Source organism: Actinoplanes subglobosus, assembly GCF_042650585.1.
GTDB classification, from domain to species: Bacteria; Actinomycetota; Actinomycetes; order Mycobacteriales; family Micromonosporaceae; genus Actinoplanes; species Actinoplanes subglobosus.
The window spans coordinates 136,767-158,934 of record NZ_JBHSBL010000003.1 but is presented as its reverse complement, the minus strand read 5'-3'; the positions used below and the strand labels follow the sequence as shown (position 1 = coordinate 158,934).

The following is a 22,168-nucleotide window of genomic DNA, read 5'->3' as shown; positions in this document are numbered from 1 at the left end:
GACCCACCGGAGGAAGTCATGAACGACGGTCACCTGCTCGTCAATTTCAACTCGCTCCACCAGGCGCGGATGGACATCGCCAAGGCGGTGAACAAGCTCAACGCCGACCTCGAGTACCTGGAGGGTGAGGGTAAGAAGCTCCTGGGGACCTGGTCCGGCGAGGCGCAGGGCGCCTACGAGGAGCGCCAGCGCAAGTGGCAGGCCGCCTCCCAGGACCTGCAGACCATCCTGGCGCAGATCGGCTCGGCGCTGGAGAAGTCGAAGGACGATTACCAGCAGACCGAGCGGGCCGCGGCTCAGCGGTTCCAGTGAGCCGTTCAGGTCGCCCGTTCGCGTAAATGGCGTCGCCGGTTCCCGCGGCTACCATCGGTTGTTGGGTGATCACATCGAGCCATCGGTGCACGCCCGCGGGGTCCGGACGGCCCTTTCCGGAGGCGTCGTCGGCCCAACCTGACGGTCAGCATGCCGCCGCCCATTGTGATTGTGGCCTGACCTTGTAGGTTATACGCGTTGAAGTTGGCTCGTTGACACGCGTGGGGAGAGGTGGACGTGTCCGAGTGGGAACCGGCTACGGACGCCGAGGCGGCGATGCGCGATGCGTTGCGCACGGACGACCAGGAGTCCTATTTCCGCATTCTCGCCGGTGTCGACCTTCTGTTACCGGTCTCCGCTGACGTCCTGGCAGGCAATTCGCCGATGGGCTGGGGCACGTGGAGCACGGGCGGTCGCACCCACGTGCTGGCGTTCACGTCGAACGCCGCGCTGCAATCCTGCCTGGCCGATTACACCGGCACGGCACGCCGGGTGCCGTATTCGGAGTTGGCCAACACCTGGCCCAACCTCGAGTGGTGGCTCGCCGTCAATCCCGGCCTGCCCATCGAGGGCTACCTGCCGGCCTGGTTCGTCGCCCAGCTCGCCCGTGGCGACCTGAGACTGCCCACCCGTGGCCCCGGGCGTGAGGCGCACACCACCTCCAAGATCCAGGAGCTGGGTGCGGCGGCGCTGGCGGCCAGCCGGGCGGGCGGTGAGAGCGCTGTCGGCGGCCCGACTCACGAGCCCGTGGCGGCTCCCGCGGCAGCCTCGCCCGAGCCTGCCGCCCCACCGGCCCCGGCGGCCCCGCCCGCGGCGCCTCCGGTCGCCCCCGCGGTGGCCCCGATCCCGCCGGTGGGCAACACGCCCCCGATGGGCCCGGGTGGCCTGCCCGTGCGGAGCCCGAGCGGCACCTCGCCGAGCGGTCTGCCCGTGCGTAGCCCGTCCTCCCCGCCCACGCCCGCCGGACAGCCGGTTCCCGGGCCCGCCGGACAGCCTGTTCCCGCGGCCGCCGCCCAGCCGGTGTCCGCGGCACCCGCGGCCTATGCACCGCCGCCGGTCCCGCAGAGCCCGGCGGCCTATGCGCCCCCGGTCCCGCAGAGCCAGGCCGTTCCTCCCGCTCCGCCCGCGCGGGGCAGCACCGGGTCCGCGATGGCCACCCCCGGCTGGGACAAGCCGGGCATGCCGTTCCGGCCGGAGGAGGACCCCCGTGGTCCGCTCCAGGACCTGGGCGCGCCTCTGCCGGTCCGCACCCCGATGGCCAACACGCCGCCGGTGCCCGAGCACGTCATGCCGTACAACCCGGCTGAGGCGCTGGTCGATCCGGCCTGGGCCGGAAAGCAGAGTCCCAAGCCGGCCAGTGCTCCGCCGTTCGCTCCGCCGGTCAGTTCCGCCCCGGCGAGTGCGCCGCCGTTCAGTGGCCCGCCGGCCAGTGCGCCGCCGTTCAGCGCTCCGCCCGCGAGTGCGCCGGCCGGTCCGCCCGCTGGTGGGTCGTCCCTGCCCCGGCGGCAGCCCGGTCAGTCGACCGGTGGCGGCCCGATGACCAGCATGCCCGGATTCGTGCCGGCCGCGTCGAATGCGGCGAACGCCGGCGGCCTCTCCGGCGCGAACCCCCCGAGCCCCGCGATCCGGCCGGCCTCCCCGGTGCCCGGCGCTCCGGCGTCGGCCCCTCCGGCCTACGCGCCCGGCTCACCCGCATCGGTCCCCTCGGGCTACACGCCCGGTGGTCCGGCGTCGGCTCCGTCGCCATACGCACCCGGTGCCCCGGCTTCCTCGCCCTACGGGTCTGGTACTCCGGCGTCGGCTTCCTCGCCCTACGCGCCTGCTGCTCCCGCGTCGGCGCCTCCGGCGTACGGGTCGCCGGTTCCCGGGTTCGGTGGTTCCTCGGCGCCGCAGCCGGCCGGTCCGGCTCCCGCCACGCCCGGTCCGGGTGGACTGCCGCGTCGTCAGGTGACCCCGCCGTCCGAGCGGCCGACATCGATGGCCGCCGCCGCTCAGGCGCTCGGGTCGCGCAATCCGGCCGAGCCGCCCGCATGGGACCGTCAGTCCCCGCCTCCGCCGCCCGCGGCCGACCGTTTCGGGCCTTCCGGTCCGGCACCGTCGATCACTCCGCGTCCGGAGACCGAGTCGCCCGCAGCGACGACGATGACGAACCTGCTGCCGCCGGTGATCCCCGGCGCTTCCGGTGCCTACCCGTCGTCCGCCCCCGGCTACACCCCGCCGGTGGCCCCGCAGGCGTACACGCAGCCCACGGCGGGCCCCGCCTACGGTCTTCCGCCGCAGGGCAGCCCGGCGTCGGCGTATGCCACGCAGTCGTTCAGCGGCCCCTCCTTCGCGACACAGGCACTGCCCGTCGCGACGGGTGGCTACACCCCGCCGGGGGCGTCGAACCTCGGTGTCTCCGGGTCGGCCACCGGTTCACGCGGCCCGTCCGCCACCGACTTCGTGCCGGCCAACGACGTCGAGCGCGAGCTCCAGGACGCCGCCGACACGGGTAACACCGACGTGTTCCTGTCGACGCTGCTGCTGGCGCAGGTGCTGGTCCCGGTGGCCAGCCACTCCCGCCCCGGCAGCGCACCCGGCGAGTCCGGCTTCGCCTTCCTGCCCGAGGAGGTCGAGGGCGAGCGCTACCTGATCGTCTTCACCAGCAAGGATCGGCTGTCCGAGCACTTCGGCGAGCCGACCCGGACGGTCGGGGTCCGCTTCTACGAACTGATCCGCAATTGGCCGGACCCGGCCTGGTCGTTCGCGGTCAACCCGGGTACCCCGGTCGGCGCCAAATATCCCGGCGCGCAGATCATCGCCCTGGCCAACTGGGCCACCGAGGCCGGCCTCGGTGCCGAGCCCGCGGAGACCGCGGTCGTCGAGGTGCTGCCCGCCCCGGTGCCCGCTCCCGAACCGGCCAGCGACGAGGCCCAGCAGGCCACCGTCATGCAGAAGACGATCGCGGCCGAGCAGGTCGACTACTACCTCGACCGGGGCTACGACCGGGTCGCCGGGTTCGTGCACCGGGCGTCCGAGGTCGAGCACCTGCGCACGCCGGGCGAGTTGTTCGGGGCTCTCGGGCTCTACTACGACTCGTCGCCGTTCCAGCCCGACGCCAAGGAGGCGTTCGTGCTGCGCTGGCCGGCGTACCGGCCGAGCCTGTACCGGATCCCCTACGGCGGGCAGAACGAGCAGGCTCTCCGCGCGATGGACGGCTGGGTGATCGAGCGCCCGCCGTTCCGTGGCAACGGCTTCGCACCGGGTGAGGGCCGCGACGTCATCGCCGAGTTCAAGGTGGACAGCGTGCGCCTGCCGCACGGCGCGCAGCTGTGGAGCATCGACGCGGACGGCAACGAGCGGATGTTGGCGATCTTCGACGCGGACGGCCCCCAGTGGCGCCGGGTGGGTGAGCAGTGATGCGCGACGGATACGTGGTCACCTGGCAGGGCCGGGAGTACGACGCGACCCCCGACGGCGACCGGGTCCGCATCTACAGCGCCGGCCCGGCCGACGGCTTCGAGGAGGTCAAGCCGGGCCGCCACGTCCGGGTCCTGGAGCCGGACGAGTACGACGAGATGTCCTACGTCCGCACCCTCTGCACCTGGCGCGGCGAGCCGTTCATCGTCCTGGCCGAGGCCGACTCCTGGCTCCGGCTGGAGTACACGGGCGGCCGCGCCCCGGTGGCCCGTCAGCTCGGCCTCGAAGAGTTCGACTACGGCGTCTACCAGGGCTGGGCCCCGGCCCACGAGGTCCGCGACCGCTACGAACACCGCATCTGACCCTTATCTTGTACGGCCAGCCGGCCCGGCAGACGCACCCACGCGTCCCGGGCCTACCCCGCGACGGGATCCGCGGCACCGGACCGAAACGCGACCGCCGGGCTGATGCGGTGCTCACCCCACTCCGGGAGTTCGGACCTACGCACTCGTCATGCGTAGGTCCGCACGAGGGATCGCGGAGCGGCCGGTGATCTTGTTGCTCTACCCGAGGACGTGCGATCGAGCAGTGGCCGGCCACGCGAACGTCCGGGTCGACAGTTCGATGCCCCTGCCGACCGGCGCGAAACGCAGACCGAGAGGCGTTCGGTCTGGACATCTTTCGAGGTCGAGATCCGGTTCTGCGTTGGGACCGACGGTTTCGGCACGGGCAGGTTGATGCCTTGATCAATTTGAGCTGAACGGCATTGACGACGATCCGGCGGGCTCTCAGTGGCGTCTCCGCTCGCCTGAGGCGGCGGTGAGAGCCAGCTGGACAAGATCCACCCACCAACCGGATGGCCATGCTCACGGCGTCCATCCTTTACACGATTCTGGTCGATTCGCCAGTGGGCGGCCAACCGGCCGAGATCGACGGGAGTCAGCCCCGGAGGCGCTGCCGTCCAGGCGAGGTCACCTCAGCCGCCGGTGTCCGGTGCGGTCGGGGCCTGCTCGGTTCTGTCGGTGCCACCGAGTGCCACGTGTCGCTGACCTCCAGCGCCAGCCCGCAGCGACCCGTCATGGTTCCCGGGTTTCCGGCCACCTATGTTGCCGCAGGTCACCTCGCTGCCGCCGCAGCAGAGTGGCGCTGGAACTCAGCGGCATTGACCTTGCTGGGTGGCGCCCGTGGTGGCCGACATTCGGCGCTCGTTGTCGCCTGCGTAACCACCCGCTGCACCGTCGATGTCTGTCTCGGCCACGGCCGAAGCGATGTCTGTCTAGGCCTCGGCTACGGCCTCGGCTACGGCCTGGGCTACGGCCTGGGCTACGGCCTCGGCTACGGCCTGGGCTACGGCCTGGGCTACGGCCTCGGCTACGGCCTCGGCTACGGCCTGGGCTACGGCCTCGGCTACGGCCTCGGCTACGGCCTCGGCCTCGGCTACGGCCTCGGCCGAAGGCCCTGTTGCCGAAACCACTTGAGTCTCGTCACGGCCGCCAGCACGCGAGTGAGAGCTTCGATGTGCTCCACCGCGCTCGTGACGCTATTCGGCTTGATCAACTGAGGCGACGGCGGCGTACAGGCTGTGGATAACTCTGTGGAAAAGGTGGGGCTCCCCGCCTGGGAGGCGGGGAGCCCGTCGACCGTTCCGGATGGTCGGCGACCTGAGGAGAGAAGGAATGGTCGCCAGCATCGGTGGTACGGCCGGACCGGTCGTCGCTCGCGGCGGGAGCAGGGGGATCGCGCCGGAACGACGAGGCGGCGGTGGCGGACGCCGGGGCCGATGACGAAAGGGGTTCGGCCCCGGCATCCGCCAGATCTGTGGCCGATCCGGGTTGGGGACCGGGCTGGCCTGATCCGGTGGGGACAGTGGGAACAGCGGGAACAGCGGGAACAGCGGGAACAGCGGGAACAGCGGGAACAGCGGGAACAGCGGGAACAGCGGGAACAGCGGGAACAGCGGGAGCAGCGGGAACAGCGGGAACAGCGGGAACAGCGGGAGCAGCGGGGACGGAGGGGGCAGTGGGAACCGGTGGGAACAGCGGGAACAGTGGGGCGGTGGGGACAGTGGGAGCGGCGGGGGCGTGGGAGCGGTGGGGACAGTGGGAGCGGCGGGGGCGTGGGGGCAGTGGGAGCGGTGGGGACGTGGGGACGGTGGGAGCCGTGGGGACGTGGCGACGGTGGGGATGGGGAGATATTGGGGAATTGGGTGGTGCTGGGTGGGGAGTCCGGTGGGGGTGGGTGGCGAATCAGGTAGGGGGCGAGAGAGTTTCAGTCGAGGAGATGTCGGGCCGGATGGCGCTCGACGGGAGAGCGGCCGGGCCCACGACGCCGCTGGCGGGCATGCCGGCCAGCGGCGTGGACGGCGAGTTCCCGGGTGTGTTCCCGAGGCATGGGGCCTCCCGATCTCCAGTCGCGAACGACTACCGTGAGTCACAGATGGGAGCGGGATCAACCGCAACCGACGGTGAGAATAGGACAGATCGGCGCCCTAGTTGATCTATTAATGACCACTTAAGGTGATCATAAGCGGAAAATCAGGACGGGGTTTTCAGCCACCGGAGGATCTCGCCGGTCACCACGTCCGGTGCTTCCTGGTGCAGGAAATGCCCGACCTCGGGCAACAGCCGCCACTCGTACGGCGCGGTCACGTAACGTCCCGACCCCTGCGCTGTCCGGGGTAGAACCGCCGTGTCCAGCGCGCCGTGCAGCTGCAGCGTCGGCACGCTCGACGGGCGCTGCATCAGCTTCACGAACCGATATCCCTGGAGTCGCAGGGCGCTCCGGGCGACCCACCTGTACGCCTCCAGGGCGCAGAACGACGCCTGCGGGATCTGCATGGCCTCCCGGCACCGCGCGACGTAATCGGCGAACTCCGGTGTGGCCGCCCACCGCGGGCTGCTCCACCGTGTCATCAGCTCACCCACCAGGGCCGCGTCGTCACGGGTCAGCACGTGCTCGAAACGTGGCACCTGGAAGCGCACGACCGTCGACGAGGCGGCGAGCTGCCCCCGGGGGTCGGCGAAGAGGGCGGCCCGCAACCGCAACGGGTGTGCGGCGCCGAGCACCACCAGCCTGTTGACCAGCTTGGGATGGAACGAGGCGGCCGCCCAGCCGATCATGCCGCCGGCGCCGGCCCCGACCACAGTCGCCGATCGCTCGCCCAGTGCACGGATCAGACCGGTGACGTCGGCGGCCATCGTGTAGCCGTCATAGCCGCGCGGGGGCTTGTCGCTCGCACCGTAACCGCGCAGGTCGATCGCGGCGGCCCGGAAGCCCGCGTCAGCGACCCGGACCATGACGTCGTGCCAGGCCCACCAGAACTCGGGGAAGCCGTGCAGAAAGAGCACGAGCGGGCCGGTGCCGACCTCGGCGACGTGGAAGCGGGAGCCGTTGGCGCCGACGAAACGGTGCCTCCACGGCCCCTCCGTCAGCACACACGACTCGTCCACCCGACCACCCATGTCGTCAGCCTAGGCTCCGCTGTCACGCATGACGTCGGGCAGTGGCGAAATGGAGCCGCACCGTGATCATTTGATCCGCTCGTAGCCGGTCATCGCCATCAATGTGCCGGGCCCGCAGTAGATGCGGATCGGTGTGGTCTCGAGCTGGACCTTCACCCGGTCGCCCTGGGTCATCTCGGTGCCGGCGGTGGAGTAGAGGGCGTACCGCTGACCGTCGTCGGCGATCAGGCCGTAGCACGGGCCTTTGCCTCCCCGCGTGACCATCCCGGCCACCCAGCCGGTGCTCGGCTGCTGGTCGGTGGGTTCCTTGGGCGGCTTGTCGGTCAGTGTGATCGTCGGGAGTGGTTTCCCGGTGGGCGGTTCCCCGGCCGGTGCCGTCGTCGACTCGGTGGCCGGGCTGGACGGTGCCGGGACCGAGGAGGGCGCCGCCGAGGGCGGGGGAGCGCTGGTGGGGGTGGAGGACGAGGACGTCGCCGGTGACTCCGAACCGTTCGCACAACCGGCGATGATCGCTCCGGCCGCGACGGCCAGGCCGATCCGGAACGTTGCATGAGTGCGCATGAAACTCATCCTTCCCGCGTAAGGCGTAGAAGATGGGACGAATCGCGGGTTGGTCCGGTTCCGTCAAACACGGACGGCGCCCGGGTTGCCCCGGGCCCCGCCTTGTCGTGCGTGGATCAGTAGACGGCCACCGTCATCGAGGTGCCGACCTGGCTCAGAACCGCGATCTTGACGCCGACGGCGGGGAGCTTGACGCCGTGGTTCGGCAGCTCCTCGTAGAAGTACTTGTCCTTGTCGTTGAAGATCGGGTCACCGAACTGCGGCTTGACGACCGACTTCGCGCCGTTCAGATGCAGCGTCATCCCGTCGGTCGGGTAGAGGCTGAACGGAGCGTCGTACACCTGGACCCGCGACCGCCACGGAACCCCGGTCGGGTTCAGGTTCGGCTTCGGGTGAGCGTCGATGTACAGGTTACGACCCTCGCCCGGGTGCACGTTGGTGTTGTTGTCGACCTGCGAGGTGTCCCAGTAGGAGACCAGCAGACCGGTCTGGTAGTTGTAGTGCTCCACCCAGTCCGGCTTGGTGTTCGCCCAGCCGAAGTTGTACGGGCCGGTCGCCAGGTACTTGTCGTACGAGGTGTAGCTGCGGTAACCGGCGATGTAGTAGTTCGGGTAGGTGCTGGTGATCGTGGAGCCCTCGATCGTGAACCCGCCGAGCGTCCAGGTCGAGGTGCCCTCGGCGCCCTCGGTGGAGATGGCGGCGCCGTCCGCGGTCACGGTCAGCTCGTCACCGAAGAAGCCGCCCTCGGAGACACCACCGTCGGTCACGTAGTGCAGGCGCAGGTCGAACTTCTTGCCCACGTACGCGTCCAGCGGCACGTTGATGTCGACCCAGGCACCGTCGGAGGAGCCACTGATCGCCGGGTTGCCGGCACCGTCCGCGACGAACGGAGCACCGGCGGCGGTGCCGTTGAGCTTGGTCCAGTTCGCGCCACCGTCAGTCGACACCTCGGCGTAGAGGTAGTCGTAGTCGGCCTCGATCGCGTACCGGCCCTTGAGCGAGAAGCTCGCGGAGCTCTTGCCGGTCAGGTCGACCGACTTGGTGAGCGCGACGTTCAGGTCGTCGGCGTTACCGGAGAAGAACTGCTTGCTGCCGGCGAACGGGGCACCGAGCTCGGTCGTGACCGGCTTGTCGGGCAGGTTCACCACGACGGCCTGCTTCTTCTTGGTGTTGTACTCCTCGGGGCCGAGGTTGATGACCTTCTTGTCACCGGCCTTGACCGTCTCGTAGTTCAGCCACCCGAGCTGGAGCTTGTTCCACGCGCCCAGGTCGCCGGGGCGGGTACCGATGCCCTGGTCGTTCTTGGCGCTCAGACGGCTCTGCGCCATCAGGGTCCAGTACTCGCTGTTGTTGTCGCCCAGACCACTGGTGTCGTAGTCGTCCGGCAGACCGAGGTCGTGGGTGTACTCGTGAACGAAGACGCTGAGGCCGCCGTTCTCGGGCTGGACGGTGTAGTCACCGACCCACAGGTTGCTGCTGCCGACCTTGGCGCCACCCAGCTTGTTGAAGGCCGGGCCGGTCACACCGGCACTGCTGGAGTAGGCGTACCAACGGTGGCTCCAGATGGCGTCCTCACCCTGGTACGGGTCACCGTCGGCCTGGTCGCCGCCGGAGTGGACGATCTGGAAGTGGTCCAGGTAGCCGTCGGGCTCGTTGAAGTTGCCGTTGCCGTTGTAGTCGTAACGGTCGTAGACGTCGTACTCAGCGAGCGCGGCGTTGACCTGGGCCTCGGTCTTGCCGGAGGCCAGCTGGTCCGCGTACCACTGGTTCACGCCGTCCTTGACCAGCTCCCACACGTTGGTGCAGTTGCTGCTCGCGCAGACGGCGGGGTCGTCACCGTTCTCGTCGGTCGGGTTGTCGCTCGACCGGCCGTACCGCGCCTCGTTGTACTTGACCTTGACCCAGTCGGAGACCTGGCCGTCGACGCTGTAGCGACCGGACGACTGCTCCTCGAAGTAGGTCTTGACCGACTCGGTGTTCTTGCCGGTGCCGAAGTACAGCTTCCGGAAGTACTCGGGCGAGTAGTCCGCCTGCCAGATGGTGGAGTTGTCGACCTTCCGGTCCGGCTCCGGGATCGCGTTGTGCAGCGGGCCCTCGAACGTCGAGGGGCCGGCGAACTGCGTCGTCGTGTCCTTGTCCGGGAAGTTCGGGTGCCGCTCGTTACCGAACTCGGTCAGGATGACGAAGATCTTGTCGGTCTTCTCCCGAGCGAGCTCGACGTACTGGTTCTTGCCCGGGTGGCCGAAGCCCCCGTTGCCGTAGGTCTTACCGAGCTTGACGACTTTGCTGCCGTTCACGGTCTCGACCTTGGCCTTGCCGCTGACCACCTCGGAGACGGCCTGCTCGCGCAGGGCGCGGCGCTTCTCCTCGAGAGGGTTGGGCAGGTCATGGTCGTCGACCAGGGCGGACTCGCTGGCCCGCGCAGCCGGCGCTGGGTCCGAGGGGGGCGCCGCCATGGCGAACGTCGGCGCCATCGCCCCGACACTCGTCACGACCGCGGCGCCGAGCAGTCCTGCGACCACCTTGCGCACTACGTTTACCTCCGCTTTCGCCAGCCGGAACACTGGGGTACGGGCGTCCGGCGTGAAACGGTCCCGTCGTTCGGGACTCAGGTGAACGTATGCAAACCAAACGATGTTCGGGGATCGCCAAGCATATTGATGACCAATGGTTACCCAATATGGTCCGGCCATAGCACGGGGACCGGCAAATACGACAAAAGGCTGGTGACATAGTTCTGTCACCAGCCTTTATTAATTGCCGTCAGTCTTCGGGTTTGGCAGTCTTCAGGCCCGACGAGATCAGATCCATCACGGTTGAGTCCTGAAGTGTCTGTACGTCACCGAGCGACCGGTTCTCCGCCACGTCACGCAGCAGTCGCCGCATGATCTTCCCGGACCGGGTCTTCGGCAGCTCGGGGACGAGCATGATCTGACGCGGCTTGGCGATCGGGCCGAGCGTCTTGGCCACGTGGTCGCGCAGGTCCTTGATCAGAGCTTCGCCGGCCTCGCCCGAAGTGTCCACATTGCCCCGCGGGATGGTGAACGCGACGATCGCCTGACCGGTCGTCGGGTCGGTCGCGCCGACCACCGCGGCCTCGGCCACCGACGGGTGCGACACGAGCGCCGACTCCACCTCGGTGGTGGAGATGTTGTGACCGGACACCAGCATGACGTCGTCGACCCGGCCGAGCAGCCAGAGCGCGCCGTCCTCATCCTTCTTCGCGCCGTCGCCGGCGAAGTAGTACCCCTCGAAGCGGGACCAGTAGGTGTCGATGAACCGCTGGTCGTCACCCCAGATGGTGCGCAGCATCGACGGCCACGGCTCGGTCAGGACCAGGAAACCACCGCCGCCGTTCGGCACCGACTGGGCCTGGTCGTCGATCACGTCGGCACCGATGCCGGGCAGTGCGGTCATCGCCGAACCCGGCTTCGCGGCGGTCACGCCCGGCAGCGGTGAAATCATGATCGCGCCGGTCTCGGTCTGCCACCAGGTGTCCACGATCGGGGTGCGCTCACGGCCGACGTTCTCCCGGTACCAGATCCAGGCCTCCGGGTTGATCGGCTCGCCCACGCTGCCGAGGACCCGCAGCGACGACAGGTCGTACTTCGCTGGGATGTCGTCGCCCCACTTCATCATGGTGCGGATCAGCGTCGGCGCGGTGTAGAGGATCGACACCTTGTACTTGTCGACGATCTGCCAGAACCGGCCACGGTCCGGGGTGTCCGGCGTGCCCTCGTACATCACCTGGGTCGCGCCGTTGGAGAGCGGCCCGTAGACGATGTACGAGTGACCGGTCACCCAGCCGATGTCGGCGGTGCACCAGTAGACGTCGGTCTCCGGCTTGAGGTCGAAGACGGCGTGGTGGGTGTACGAGGCCTGGGTCAGGTAACCACCGGTGGTGTGCAGGATGCCCTTCGGCTTACCCGTCGTGCCCGAGGTGTAGAGGATGAAGAGCGGGTGCTCCGAGTCGAACGCCTGCGCCTCGTGCGAGGGGCTGGCCTGCTCGACCGTCTCGTGCCACCACTTGTCCTTGTCGGTCCAGGCGACCTCCTGGCCGGTCCGGCGGACCACCAGCACGTGCTCGATGCGGTTGGTCCGGGCCACCGCCTCGTCCACGGTCGGTTTGAGCGCCGACGGCTTGCCCCGGCGGTAACCACCGTCGGCGGTGATCACCACCTTGGCGTCCGCGTCGTCGATCCGGGTGGACAGCGCCTCCACCGAGAATCCGCCGAACACGACACTGTGGGTGGCGCCGATCCGGGCGCAGGCCAGCATCGCGACCGCGGCCTCCGGGATCATCGGCATGTAGATCATCACCCGGTCGCCCGCGGTCACGCCGAGGTCGGTGAGGGTGTTGGCGGCCTGGCTCACGAGTTTGAGCAGCTCGGCGTAGGTGACGGTGCGCGTGTCCCCGGGCTCGCCCTCCCAGTGGATGGCGACCTTGTCACCGTGGCCGGCCTCGACGTGCCGGTCCACGCAGTTGTACGCGATGTTCAGCTCGCCGCCGACGAACCATTTGGCGAACGGCGGGTTGGACCAGTCCAGGATCTGGTCCCACGGCTTGGCCCAGGCCAGACGCCCGGCCTGCTTCGCCCAGAAGGCGAGCCGGTCGGCCGCGGCCTCCTCGTAGGCGTCAGCCTTGACGTTCGCGTTCGCCGCGAGATCGGCGGGCGGCGGGAACTGCCGCGTCTCCGAGTACAGGTTCTCCAATGTCTCGCTCATGAGGGCGGCTCCTCTGCCGTGACCGGGGTCTGTCGTCAACTGAACACTAGTTGTGCCGGTGGGCCCGGCGAAGGTTTGCACGCCAGCCCGCGCTCGGTGGTGTGGTGCGCGCGCCGACTGGCTGATTGATGCTCACTACTGCGCGAATCTTGCCAGTTCCGCGCTCGTTTGTGCACCCCGTGTTTCCGCACTTTTACCGGTTACCGTGTTCACGTGGATCCACTTGCCCCGTTGCTCGACCTCGCCGAGGTCGCGCCCGCCTTCGCGAGCGCACGAGAAGCCGTCGACGCCGCCCACAAGCACCGCGCTCTGCGCCGGCACGGTGGCCAGGTCGCCGCCGAGGCCAGCCTCCGAGCCGCGGTCGCCAGCGCGGCGCTGGAGGGCAACACATACGACCTGGAGGAGGTCCGCGGCGGGACGGTCACCGATCCGGTCGTGCAGGGCGCCCTCCGCGTCGCCGAGTCGCTGCCCGGCCTGGTCGACCTCTGGCCCCGCGCGCCCCGCCAGGTGCTCGCCAAACTCCACGTGCTCGCCGCCCGTGGCGTCGTCCACGACCACGAGCTCGGCCGGCTGATCGGTGGCGCCGAGCGGATCGATGCGCTCGCCGGTCTCGTCGCCGGTAACGAGACCACCCCGCCGATGCTGCTCGCCGCCATCGTCCACGCCGAGCTGATCACCCTGCGCCCGTTCGCCGGCCCGGCCGGTGTCGTCGCCCGGGCCGCGGCCCGCCTCACCCTCACCGCCCGCGGCTTCGACCCCCGCGGCCTGGTCGGCGTCGAGGCCGGGCACCTCGCCCGCGAGCCGGAGTACGTCGGTTCGGCCGGCGCCTATGCCACCGGCACCCCGGACGGCGTGCGTTCGTGGCTGCGGCACTACGCCGCGGCGATCACCGCCGGTGCCGAGGAGATCCGGGTCATCGGCGACGGGGTCCTGGCCGCCGTCTGAACGGCGGCATACTTTCTTGCGTGGGTTCGCACTGGGTCCGTCCCTATCCGCCGGGCACCGGCCGCTGGCTCGTGATCGTCTGGGAGGCTGTCGCGCTCGCCCTGCTCACCTGGGCGTCGATCCGCCAGTTCGACCTGATCGGGCACGGCATGCGTGCGGTCGCCGTAGTCCTCGCCGCGGTCTGGGTGATCGGCGCCTGGCGGATCATCCAGCACGGCGTCTACGTGAGCAGCGAGGGCGTGCTGATCCGCGGCCTGTTGCGGTCCCGGAGCATGCGCTGGCGTGACATCGCGGGAGTGCACCTGCACCAGGCCACCCGTCGGGTCGGCCGGTGGGAGCTCCAGCGGGACACGACGGTGCTGATCGAGCGGCACGACGGCGCCACGGTCAACACCGAGTTGTGGGCCCAGGGGGTCGACTTCCATGCCCGGCCCAAACTCTTCCGAGCCGTCTACCAGGAGATCCGGCGGCGGCACCAGGCTGCTGCGGGCTGACCGCCGGAAACGGCCTGGCCCCGGAGACCGAAGAGCCGGCGTCCCTCGCGGGGGCGCCGGCTGTGCGCGTCCGGACCGGGTTATCAAGCGTGCACCTGAGTCGTTGTCGACGGTCCAGCGCCCCGGAGAGCGGAGGTCCCGCCGCAACGTGCCTGCCGTGGCTGATCGCGCGTGGGTTCCCGGTGGCCGTGCACGGTGCCCGATGGTTCCGGGCCCGCGACTCATTTCTACGCCGCTCGCCGCTTGATCGCCAGATTTCAGGCAGAAAGCCGGTCGAAAGGAAAAACTCAGACCAATTTCCGTTTCCGGTACGGCCAACCGCGCGCCCACCGTCGTTTGCGCGGGTGGGCACACCGCTCGTCTTGGGCCGCATCAGCCCGGCGGACGCGTTTCGGTCCGGAGCTGCAGCCACCTCGCGGGGACAGCCCCGGGACTTTCGTAGCCGTACAAAATGAGGGTCTTAAGCGACCGCAGCCGCGCGGGTCCGCCGATGGCGACCGTAAAGTGCGACGCCGATGGCAACGCCCACGCCGACGCCGAGTGCCGCGGCGACCGGCACCGCCGGGCGGTCGCGCAGACGCCGGCCGAGAGGGACCGGATTGCGGAACTCGAGAATCGGCCAGGAGCGGAGTGCGGCCACGCGGCGCAACGCGCGATCCGGATTGACCGCACTCGGATGGCCGACCGCCTCCAGCAGCGGAAGATCACTGCTGGAGTCCGAATAGGCGTAACACTCGGCAAGGTCGTAACCACGCTCGTCGGCCAGCCGCCGCACCCCGGTGACCTTGGCCGGGCCGGCCGCGTAGAACTCGACCGCACCGCTGTAACGCCCGTCGGCGATCGCCATCCGCGTCGCGATCACATCGGTGATGCCGAGCAGTGCCCCGATCGGGCGGACCATCTCGTCGCCGGAAGCTGAGACGAGAACCACATCTCGCCCAGCCGCCTGATGCTCGGCGATCAGAGCGGCCGCCTCGGCATAGACGTAGGGATTGATCAGAGTGCCGAGGGTCTCGGCGACGATCTGCTGAACCTGCTCCACACGCCAGCCCTTGCAGAGGGCGGCCATGTAGTCGCGAGTGCGGGCCATGGACTGCTCGTCGGTGCCCCCACCCAGCCGGAACATCAACTGTGCATAGGCGGTCTTCACCACGTCGCGCCGGCTGATCAGCCCATCCCGATAGAAAGGCCGTCCGAAGGCCAGCGCACTGGACTTGGCGATGACGGTCTTGTCGAGGTCGAAAAATGCGGCACTCAGCCCCACGGGCCGAAAGTGTAGCCGCACCCCGCATCCGCCGGCTGTCCCGTACGGGCGACGCGCCCATCGGTGACAGCCTGTGAAATCGGTCAGACAGGTAGGAGCCGGGCCAGTCGGCGACATTCGGTACTCGACGCGGAGCGTGATCCTGAGGCAAACTTGTGTTTGCTACGAGGTGTGTGTTGTTCCCGCTTCAACCGGTTACCAAAAACCTCGCAATTCAGACCTCGGTGATCGCGCCCCCCGCGGTCACCGGGTGATTCGGCTCGACCCCCCCGGAGCCGAATCCCAGGACGGCCCCCGTCTCCCCCGACGGGGGCCGTTCCCTTTCACGTGCCGGTCGCCCGTGACGGCTCGGCCGCCTCGATCAGTCCGAAGAAGTCGGAGAGGCCGGTCACCGTCAGCACCCGGCGGAACGTGTCGCTCGGATTGACCACCCGGAAATCGATGCCCGCCGCGACCGCCGCGCGGTAACCCTCGATCAGCGCACCCAGGCCCGTCGAATCGATGAACGTGGCATTGCGCAGGTCCACCACCAGCGTCGGCGGCGACCAGTCGGTCACGGCATCGGTCAGGCCGCGGGCCACCTCGTCCGCGTTCGAGAAGTCGATCTCGCCCGACACGGTGACGGTGACCGTGCCGTCGTCGGCGAGCGTCGTGCGGATCGAGTTCTCCATGCCCACTCCATCGGTTCCCGTGAGCACACCAACATACCCATCGCGATCAGGACCATGCCTGCGCCGTAGCAGATCATCCCGGCGGGCGGTGGTTGTCCACCGCTCCACGTTGTCCACAGCCGGACGGTATCGGCGGTTGGCGAGGTCGTCGCGGCCCGGCCACGGTAGGCGCCCCGACCCGCCGTCCCCGCTGGAGGTCAGCGATGCCCGCTCCGCGCCGCCCCCTGATCGTGACCGCCGACCCGGACCTGCTCGACGAACTGTTGCGCCTCGCCGCGGCGGCCGGTGTCGAGGCCGACGTGTCGCCCGACCCGGCCGGCGCGCGGGCCCGCTGGTCCGCCGCGCCTCTCGTGCTCGTCGGCACCGACCAGGTCGTCCCCTGCCTGCGTGCCCGCCTGCCCCGCCGGAAACGGCTGATCCTGATCGGCTTCGACGGTGTCTCCGACCCGGCGTTCGACGTGGCCGACCTGATCGGCGCCGAGAACGTGGCGGTGTTACCCGCCGCCGAGCCGTGGATCATCGACAGGTTCACCGCCGAGGAGCGCCCCGATCCACCGGCCGACGGCCGCACCCTCGCCGTGATCGGCGGCCGCGGCGGTGCCGGCGCCAGCATCCTCGCCGCCGGTCTCGCCACCACCGCGGTCCGCACCGGCTACCGGACCCTGCTCATCGACGCCGACCCGCTCGGCGGTGGCCTCGACCTGGTGCTCGGCTGGGAACGGGTCGGCGGCCTGCGCTGGCCCGCGCTGGCCGACGCCGACGGCCGCGTCGACCCGCCCACCCTGCTCAGTGCCCTCCCGCATCGCGGCGACCTGGTGCTGCTCTCCTTCGACCGCGGCGAACTGCCCGGCGTGCCGATCGAGGCGATGGCGGCCGCCCTCGACGCGGCCCGGCGCGGACGTGACGTGATCGTCGCCGACCTGCCCCGACAACTCGACGACGCCGCCGTTCTCGCGCTGCAGGCCGCCGACCGGACGCTGCTCGTCGTCCCGGCCGAACTGCGGGCCACCGCCTCGGCGGCCCGGACCGCCGCCACCGTCGCCACCCACTGCGAGAACGTCGCCGTCGTGGTGCGCGGCCCGGCGCCCGGCCGGCTCAAGGCCCGCGAGATCGCCCGGGCACTCGGCCTGCCGCTGGCCGGCACGCTGCGCCCCGAGACCGCGGTCTGCCAGGGCATCGAGCGCGGCACCGCACCCACCGCCGACGGCAAGGGCGCCCTGGCCGGGCTCTGCCGGCAGCTCGTCGACGACCTCATGGGTACGGCCACGAAGGCAGTGGTCGCATGACGGTGGCCGATCGGGTGCGCAGGCGGTTCGCGTACGACGGGAAGGACGCGACACCGGCCGCCGTGGTGAGCGCGGTCCGCCAGGAGAACGGGGTCCTCGGCGACACCGCGGTGCTCCGGCTCGCCGGCCGGGTCCGGGACGAGCTGATCGGCGCCGGGCCGCTCGCGCCGCTGCTGGGTGATCCGGCCGTCACCGACGTGCTGGTGAACGACCTGCAGGTCTGGGTCGACCGGGGTGCCGGGCTGGAGCGGTCGGCGATCCGGTTCGCCGACTCCGCCGAGGTCCGGCGGCTCGCCCAGCGACTCGTCGCGGCGTGCGGGCGGCGTCTCGATGACGGGCAGCCGTATGCCGACGCGCGGCTCCCCGACGGGACACGTCTGCACGCCGTGCTGCCGCCGGTCGCCACGAACGGGCCACACCTGTCGCTGCGGACCTTCCGGCAACGGCCGTTCAGCCTCGACGACCTGGTACGGCACGGGACGGTTCCGGCCGACGCGGCGCCGATGCTGGCGGCGGTGGTGGCCGCGCGACTCGCCTACCTGGTCACCGGCGGGACCGGCAGCGGCAAGACCACACTGCTGGCCACACTGCTCGGGCTGGTGCCGCCGACCGAGCGGATCGTGCTCGTCGAGGACGCGGCCGAGCTGCGGCCGGTGCACCCGCACGTGGTGGCGTTGCAGGCGCGTACCGCCAACGTGGAGGGTGCCGGTGCGATCGGGCTCAACGACCTCGTCCGGCAGGCGCTGCGGATGAGACCCGACCGGCTGGTGATCGGCGAGTGCCGCGGGGCGGAGATCGTGGACCTGCTCGGCGCGCTCAACACCGGGCACGAGGGCGGGGCCGGCACGCTGCACGCCAACGCGCCCGCCGACGTACCTGCCCGGCTCGAGGCGCTCGGCCTGCTCGGCGGACTGCCGCGGGCGGCGTTGCACGCCCAGGTGGTCGCCGCGCTGCAGGTGGTTCTTCAGGTACGGCGTACCGGCCGGGGCCGCCTCCTGGAGTCGATCAGCGTCCTCATCCCCTCCGGCGAGGACCGGCTGGCCACCGTGGTTCCGGCGTGGCAGCGCGATCGCGGCCCCGGCCCGGGTGCACCGGTGCTGACCCGCCTGCTGGCCGACCGGGGGATCCGGCCGTGACCTGGATGCTGGCGGCGATTCTGATCGCCGGGGCGGTCCTCGTCGCCCGGCCGGGGGAGACGGCCCGCGACCGGCTGCCCGGACGGCGTGCACGGATCGACGTGACCGGGATGCGGCGTCGCGCGCGACTCCTCCTCGACGGTCCGGGGAGCCGCCCGGTGCTCGTCGCGTCCGTGCTGGCCGGGGCTCCGGCCGGGCTGTACGGCGGACCGGTCGCCGGATCCGTCGCCGCTGTCTACGCCGGACTGGCCGCATACGAATGGCGCCGCCGCGCGGGGCGGAAACGGTCCGCCGGACAGCGCGATGCTCACCTCGACGACCTGGCGTCCCTCGTCGCCGACCTGCGAGCGGGCATCCCGCCGGCGGCACTGACCGTCTCGCTCAGCGGTGCCGGCCGGCTCGGTGACCTGACCGAGGCCGTCTGGCGGCTCGCCGAGCGCACCGGTGCACCCGCTGCCGACCTGCTCGAACGCATCGAGTCGGACGCGCGTACCGCCGATCGTTCGGTTCGGACCGCTCACGCCCAGGCGGCCGGCACCCAGACCACGGCGATCATGCTCGCCGCCCTTCCGCTGGCCGGGATCGCTCTCGGGCACGCGATCGGCGCCGATCCGACCGGTGTGCTGCTGCACAGTCCGCTCGGTGCGGCCTGCGTGGCGGGGGCGGTGCTCCTCCAGTGCGCCGGGCTGAAGTGGGCGCAGCGGATCACCGAGGGGGTGCTCCGGTGACCGGGGGCTGCGGGGTGGCGGCTCTGCTGCGGCCGGGCGGTCCGGTCCGGGTCCCGCTGCGCGAGTGCTGTGTGGCCGCCCTGGTCGGAGCCGACGGCGTGATCACGAAATGCGGCGCGGTCCCGGCTGACGAGGCCGAGGGGCCGGACCCGGCGGCTCTCCGAGTGGCCGAGGTGCCCGGATGAACGGTGTCGTCGTCGCCCTGTGCACGGTGGCGGCCGCTGTCCTGCTGATGCTGCCGCGTGGCCGGTTCCGGCTCCCGTCCCGGGCCGTCGCACGGGAGCCGTCCGCCGACCGGACCCGGCTGCTGCTGTCCGTGCTGGCCGGGCTCGCCGTCGCCGGCCTGATCGGCACCGGGTGGGGCCTCGCGGCCGGGGCCGTCACCGGTATCGGGACCGATCGCTTCCTCCGGGGCCGCGAACCCGCCGATGTCCGTCGCGAACGCCAGGAAGCCCTCGCCGACCTGCCCCTCGGCGCTGATCTGCTGGCCGCGGCACTCCGGGGCGGCACAGCCGTGGACGGATCGATCGGTGCCGTCGCCGAGGCGCTCGGCGGGCCGCTCGGCGACCGGCTCCAGCGGACCGCCCGATCGTTGCGGCTCGGCGCCGAACCCGCTGAGGCCTGGGGACATCTGACCGGGATTCCCCAGGCCGAGCGGATGGTCGCGGCGGCCGTCCGGTCCAGTGCCAGCGGTGGCGCGCTGGCCGGGGCGCTGGAACGGCTCGCCGGCGACCTGCGCGCCGACCGGAAGGTGGCTGTCGAGGCCGCCGCCCAGCGGGCCGGTGTGCTGATCGTGCTGCCGCTGGGGCTGTGTTTCCTGCCGGCGTTCCTGCTCACCGGCTTGATGCCGACGGTCGTCGCCATCCTCTCCGACGTCCTCTGACCCGGCTTTCGGGCCCGAAGACCTCGCCGCCTCTCCGATCTGGCGGCGTGCTGTGAAACCGAACGGAACCAAGGAGGTCCTGTGTACAAACTCATCGCCCGCTACCGGCGGCTCCAGGCGGACGCCGCGGACGCCGGAATGAGCACCGCCGAGTACGCCATCGGCACGCTCGCCGCGGTCGCCTTCGCCGGAGTCCTGCTCAAGGTCCTGACGAGCGGCCCCGTGCAGGCGGCGCTCAGCGGCGTCATCGGCCGGGCGCTGAAGTGAGACGGCGCCGGCAGCCCGGCCGCGACCGGGGCTCGTTCACCGCCGAACTCGCGGCCGGGTTGCCGGCGCTCATGCTGCTCCTCGGCTTCGGCATCACCTCGATCACCGCGGTCGTGGCGAAGATGCGATGCCTCGACGCGGCCCGGGAGGCGGTCCTGGCCGGAGCGCGCGGGGAGGCGGCCGTCCCGGCGGGGGCCGAGCAGGCACCGGACGGTGCGACGGTGGACGTCGGCGGCACCGGGGAGAGCGTCACGGCCGTGGTGTCCGCGCCGATCCGGATGTTCGGCATCGACCTGCCGGGTGCGATCGTCAGCGGCGATGCCACGGCCGCCCGTGAACCGGACGGGACGGCTGTCGCGTGAAGCGGCTACGGGACGACCGCGGGGCCGCGTCGATCCTCCTGCTGGCGGTGGGACTGGTGCTGGTCGGGATCGCCCTCGCCGCCGTCACCGAGGGGGCTGCCCGGGTGGCACGGCACCAGGCCGGGGCGGCGGCCGATCTCGGCGCTCTGGCCGGCGGCCCGCACGCCATCGAAGGACAGACCGCGGCATGCGCGGTGGCCGGGCGGTACGTCGAGGCCAATCACGCCCGGATGACGGCGTGCGTGGTCGACGGGCTGGAGATCGTGGTCCGTACCGAGGTGCGCCTCATGCTCTACCCGGGGAGCGCCGAGGCCGCCGCCCGTGCCGGCCCGGTGTCAGCCGTCCCGGACGGGATCTCAGCGGGACACGTCCTGGAAGACGGAGGGTGACGACGGCTGGCGTGGTGACGGACTGACCGCGCCCCGACGCTCCTGGATCCCTTCGCTGTGCCCGGCGTGAACGGTGACCATGCTCGCCGCGGACGTCTCCGCCGCCGAGGCCCGCCGCACATCGGTGATCGACTGGCGCAGCACCTTCCGTAGCCGGCGGCTCAGCGGTCGCTCCGCGAACCGGTGCACGAGCCAGGCCAGCCCCAGCACCACCGAGATCGCCCCGACCAGCAGCAACCAGGCCGGCAGCCCGGTCCGCTCGTGGGTGTGGCGGATCAGGCTGTACCCGATGCGCTGGTGCAGCAGATAGAAGGGATAGGTGAGGGCACCCGCCGTGGTGAGCCACGACCACCGGATCCGGTCGGTCCAGCCGAGCGCGATGACCAGGACGGCCAGGTAGCACAGCGAGACGATCACGATGCCGGGCCAGGTCGGCACGTCGAAGCCGGGGTTGATGTCGGCCACCCGCTTCTCCACCCGGTCGAGGCTGACCAGCCAGGAGAAGCCGATGATCGCGAAAAGCAGCGGCGACCGGCCGAACCGGTGGATCAGGAACATCGCGATACCGGCGATGAAATAGGGCGCGTAGTGCGGAACGGCGAGAACATTGACGACATTGCTGCCGAGGGCCGGCCCGATCACCGCGACGATCATCCAGGTGGCACAGAAAATCACCGTCCGGCGGTACGTCAACCCGAACGCCACGAGCGCCGCGAAGATCAGATAGAACCGCAGTTCGACGAAGAGGGTCCAGTAGACGGTGTCGACGGCGGGAATGCCGAGTGGCTCGTGGAGCATGGTCATGTTGACCGCGATCTCGCGCAGATCCGGTGTCCCGCTGATCGGCACGCCACCTGTCACCGGCAGGATCGTGACCACCGCGACGGTGATCAGGATGCACACCCAGTAGGCCGGGTAGAGCCGGCTCACCCGCGACACGAAGAAGTCACCGAGGCTGCGCCGCCAGCTGCTCATGCAGATCACGAAGCCACTGATCAGGAAGAACAGCTCGACGCCGAGAAACCCGTACGCCGCGACGGGCGCGAGGTCGGGCAGGAAGTAACTCGGCGGTCGCTGCCCGTCGAGGCGCCACGAGACGCTGAGGTGGAACACCGCGACGGCCAGAGCCGCGATCAGGCGGAGGCCGTCGAGGGCCGCGAGGCGGGGGCTCGTGTTTGCTCGGTCGCGATTCATCGGGGACGCAGGCTACCGCTTCCGCTCATGGAGATCGTCAGGTCGGGGGCGAGATGTGATTCTTCCCCGAAGCCGTAACCTATAAACCGCA

The 22,168-nt window shown here is 70.6% G+C and carries 21 protein-coding genes; 14 read left to right on the top strand and 7 right to left on the bottom strand.

The window, feature by feature from the left end:
* The first annotated feature begins 18 nt into the window (after positions 1 to 18).
* The 4 genes from ACFO0C_RS02770 (at position 19) to ACFO0C_RS02755 (ending at position 5,272) form a co-directional block, all read left to right on the top strand.
* Positions 19 to 312 (top strand): WXG100 family type VII secretion target, encoded by a 294-nt coding sequence (locus tag ACFO0C_RS02770; RefSeq protein ID WP_378064870.1) that lies wholly within the window; start codon positions 19 to 21, stop codon positions 310 to 312.
* A gap of 237 nt (positions 313 to 549) precedes the next feature.
* Positions 550 to 3,711, top strand: coding sequence for an SseB family protein (locus tag ACFO0C_RS02765; protein WP_378064869.1), 3,162 nt, complete (start codon positions 550 to 552; stop codon positions 3,709 to 3,711).
* A complete protein-coding gene (locus ACFO0C_RS02760) occupies positions 3,708 to 4,073 on the top strand; it encodes a hypothetical protein (protein ID WP_378064868.1) in 366 nt (121 codons plus the stop codon). Before ACFO0C_RS02765 ends, ACFO0C_RS02760 begins: the two co-directional genes overlap by 4 nt.
* Positions 4,074 to 4,750: 677 nt before the next feature.
* On the top strand, positions 4,751 to 5,272 hold the full coding sequence (locus tag ACFO0C_RS02755; RefSeq protein ID WP_378064867.1) for a hypothetical protein: 522 nt from the start codon (positions 4,751 to 4,753) through the stop codon (positions 5,270 to 5,272).
* A gap of 973 nt (positions 5,273 to 6,245) precedes the next feature.
* On the opposite strand, the gene ACFO0C_RS02750 is transcribed toward ACFO0C_RS02755, so the two are convergent.
* The 4 genes from ACFO0C_RS02750 to acs form a co-directional block, all read right to left on the bottom strand.
* Positions 6,246 to 7,172, bottom strand: a complete 927-nt coding sequence (locus ACFO0C_RS02750; RefSeq protein ID WP_378064866.1) for an alpha/beta fold hydrolase — start codon at positions 7,170 to 7,172, stop codon at positions 6,246 to 6,248.
* A 66-nt stretch (positions 7,173 to 7,238) separates the two neighbouring features.
* Positions 7,239 to 7,733: a hypothetical protein gene (locus ACFO0C_RS02745; protein WP_378064865.1), complete on the bottom strand. Its 495-nt coding sequence runs from the start codon at positions 7,731 to 7,733 to the stop codon at positions 7,239 to 7,241.
* 116 nt (positions 7,734 to 7,849) lie between these two features.
* Complete coding sequence (locus tag ACFO0C_RS02740; protein WP_378064978.1) at positions 7,850 to 10,207, bottom strand: immune inhibitor A domain-containing protein; 2,358 nt, start codon at positions 10,205 to 10,207, stop codon at positions 7,850 to 7,852.
* A gap of 289 nt (positions 10,208 to 10,496) precedes the next feature.
* Positions 10,497 to 12,458: an acetate--CoA ligase gene (gene acs, locus ACFO0C_RS02735; protein WP_378064864.1), complete on the bottom strand. Its 1,962-nt coding sequence runs from the start codon at positions 12,456 to 12,458 to the stop codon at positions 10,497 to 10,499.
* A gap of 213 nt (positions 12,459 to 12,671) precedes the next feature.
* On the opposite strand from acs, the gene ACFO0C_RS02730 reads away from it, so the two are divergent.
* Together ACFO0C_RS02730 and ACFO0C_RS02725 are read left to right on the top strand one after the other, a co-directional pair.
* Positions 12,672 to 13,403, top strand: coding sequence for an oxidoreductase (locus tag ACFO0C_RS02730; RefSeq protein WP_378064863.1), 732 nt, complete (start codon positions 12,672 to 12,674; stop codon positions 13,401 to 13,403).
* A gap of 20 nt (positions 13,404 to 13,423) precedes the next feature.
* Positions 13,424 to 13,897: a PH domain-containing protein gene (locus ACFO0C_RS02725; RefSeq protein WP_378064862.1), complete on the top strand. Its 474-nt coding sequence runs from the start codon at positions 13,424 to 13,426 to the stop codon at positions 13,895 to 13,897.
* Between the two features lie 460 nt (positions 13,898 to 14,357).
* On the opposite strand, the gene ACFO0C_RS02720 is transcribed toward ACFO0C_RS02725, so the two are convergent.
* Together ACFO0C_RS02720 and ACFO0C_RS02715 are read right to left on the bottom strand one after the other, a co-directional pair.
* The gene (locus ACFO0C_RS02720) at positions 14,358 to 15,161 is read right to left on the bottom strand and encodes an HAD family hydrolase (protein ID WP_378064861.1); all 804 of its coding nucleotides are present in this window, start codon (positions 15,159 to 15,161) and stop codon (positions 14,358 to 14,360) included.
* Between the two features lie 323 nt (positions 15,162 to 15,484).
* Positions 15,485 to 15,832, bottom strand: coding sequence for an STAS domain-containing protein (locus ACFO0C_RS02715; protein WP_378064860.1), 348 nt, complete (start codon positions 15,830 to 15,832; stop codon positions 15,485 to 15,487).
* Positions 15,833 to 16,062: 230 nt separating this feature from the next.
* On the opposite strand from ACFO0C_RS02715, the gene ssd reads away from it, so the two are divergent.
* The 8 genes from ssd to ACFO0C_RS02675 all read left to right on the top strand — a co-directional run bounded on the left by ssd (position 16,063) and on the right by ACFO0C_RS02675 (position 20,883).
* On the top strand, positions 16,063 to 17,118 hold the full coding sequence (gene ssd / locus ACFO0C_RS02710; RefSeq protein ID WP_378064977.1) for a septum site-determining protein Ssd: 1,056 nt from the start codon (positions 16,063 to 16,065) through the stop codon (positions 17,116 to 17,118).
* Positions 17,115 to 18,254, top strand: a complete 1,140-nt coding sequence (locus ACFO0C_RS02705; RefSeq protein WP_378064859.1) for a TadA family conjugal transfer-associated ATPase — start codon at positions 17,115 to 17,117, stop codon at positions 18,252 to 18,254. Before ssd ends, ACFO0C_RS02705 begins: the two co-directional genes overlap by 4 nt.
* A gap of 5 nt (positions 18,255 to 18,259) precedes the next feature.
* Positions 18,260 to 18,982: a type II secretion system F family protein gene (locus tag ACFO0C_RS02700; protein WP_378064976.1), complete on the top strand. Its 723-nt coding sequence runs from the start codon at positions 18,260 to 18,262 to the stop codon at positions 18,980 to 18,982.
* Complete coding sequence (locus tag ACFO0C_RS02695; RefSeq protein WP_378064858.1) at positions 18,979 to 19,167, top strand: hypothetical protein; 189 nt, start codon at positions 18,979 to 18,981, stop codon at positions 19,165 to 19,167. The genes ACFO0C_RS02700 and ACFO0C_RS02695 overlap by 4 nt, the downstream gene beginning before the upstream one ends.
* Entirely contained in the window at positions 19,164 to 19,865 is a 702-nt protein-coding gene (locus ACFO0C_RS02690; RefSeq protein ID WP_378064857.1) for a type II secretion system F family protein, read from the top strand. Before ACFO0C_RS02695 ends, ACFO0C_RS02690 begins: the two co-directional genes overlap by 4 nt.
* A gap of 138 nt (positions 19,866 to 20,003) precedes the next feature.
* Entirely contained in the window at positions 20,004 to 20,132 is a 129-nt protein-coding gene (locus tag ACFO0C_RS02685; protein ID WP_239143932.1) for a DUF4244 domain-containing protein, read from the top strand.
* A complete protein-coding gene (locus ACFO0C_RS02680) occupies positions 20,129 to 20,494 on the top strand; it encodes a TadE family type IV pilus minor pilin (protein ID WP_378064856.1) in 366 nt (121 codons plus the stop codon). Before ACFO0C_RS02685 ends, ACFO0C_RS02680 begins: the two co-directional genes overlap by 4 nt.
* Complete coding sequence (locus ACFO0C_RS02675; RefSeq protein ID WP_378064855.1) at positions 20,491 to 20,883, top strand: Rv3654c family TadE-like protein; 393 nt, start codon at positions 20,491 to 20,493, stop codon at positions 20,881 to 20,883. Before ACFO0C_RS02680 ends, ACFO0C_RS02675 begins: the two co-directional genes overlap by 4 nt.
* Here ACFO0C_RS02675 and ACFO0C_RS02670 read toward each other — a convergent pair.
* The gene (locus ACFO0C_RS02670; protein ID WP_378064854.1) at positions 20,851 to 22,077 is read right to left on the bottom strand and encodes an acyltransferase family protein; all 1,227 of its coding nucleotides are present in this window, start codon (positions 22,075 to 22,077) and stop codon (positions 20,851 to 20,853) included. The genes ACFO0C_RS02675 and ACFO0C_RS02670 overlap by 33 nt on opposite strands.
* Between the last annotated feature and the right edge of the window lie 91 nt (positions 22,078 to 22,168).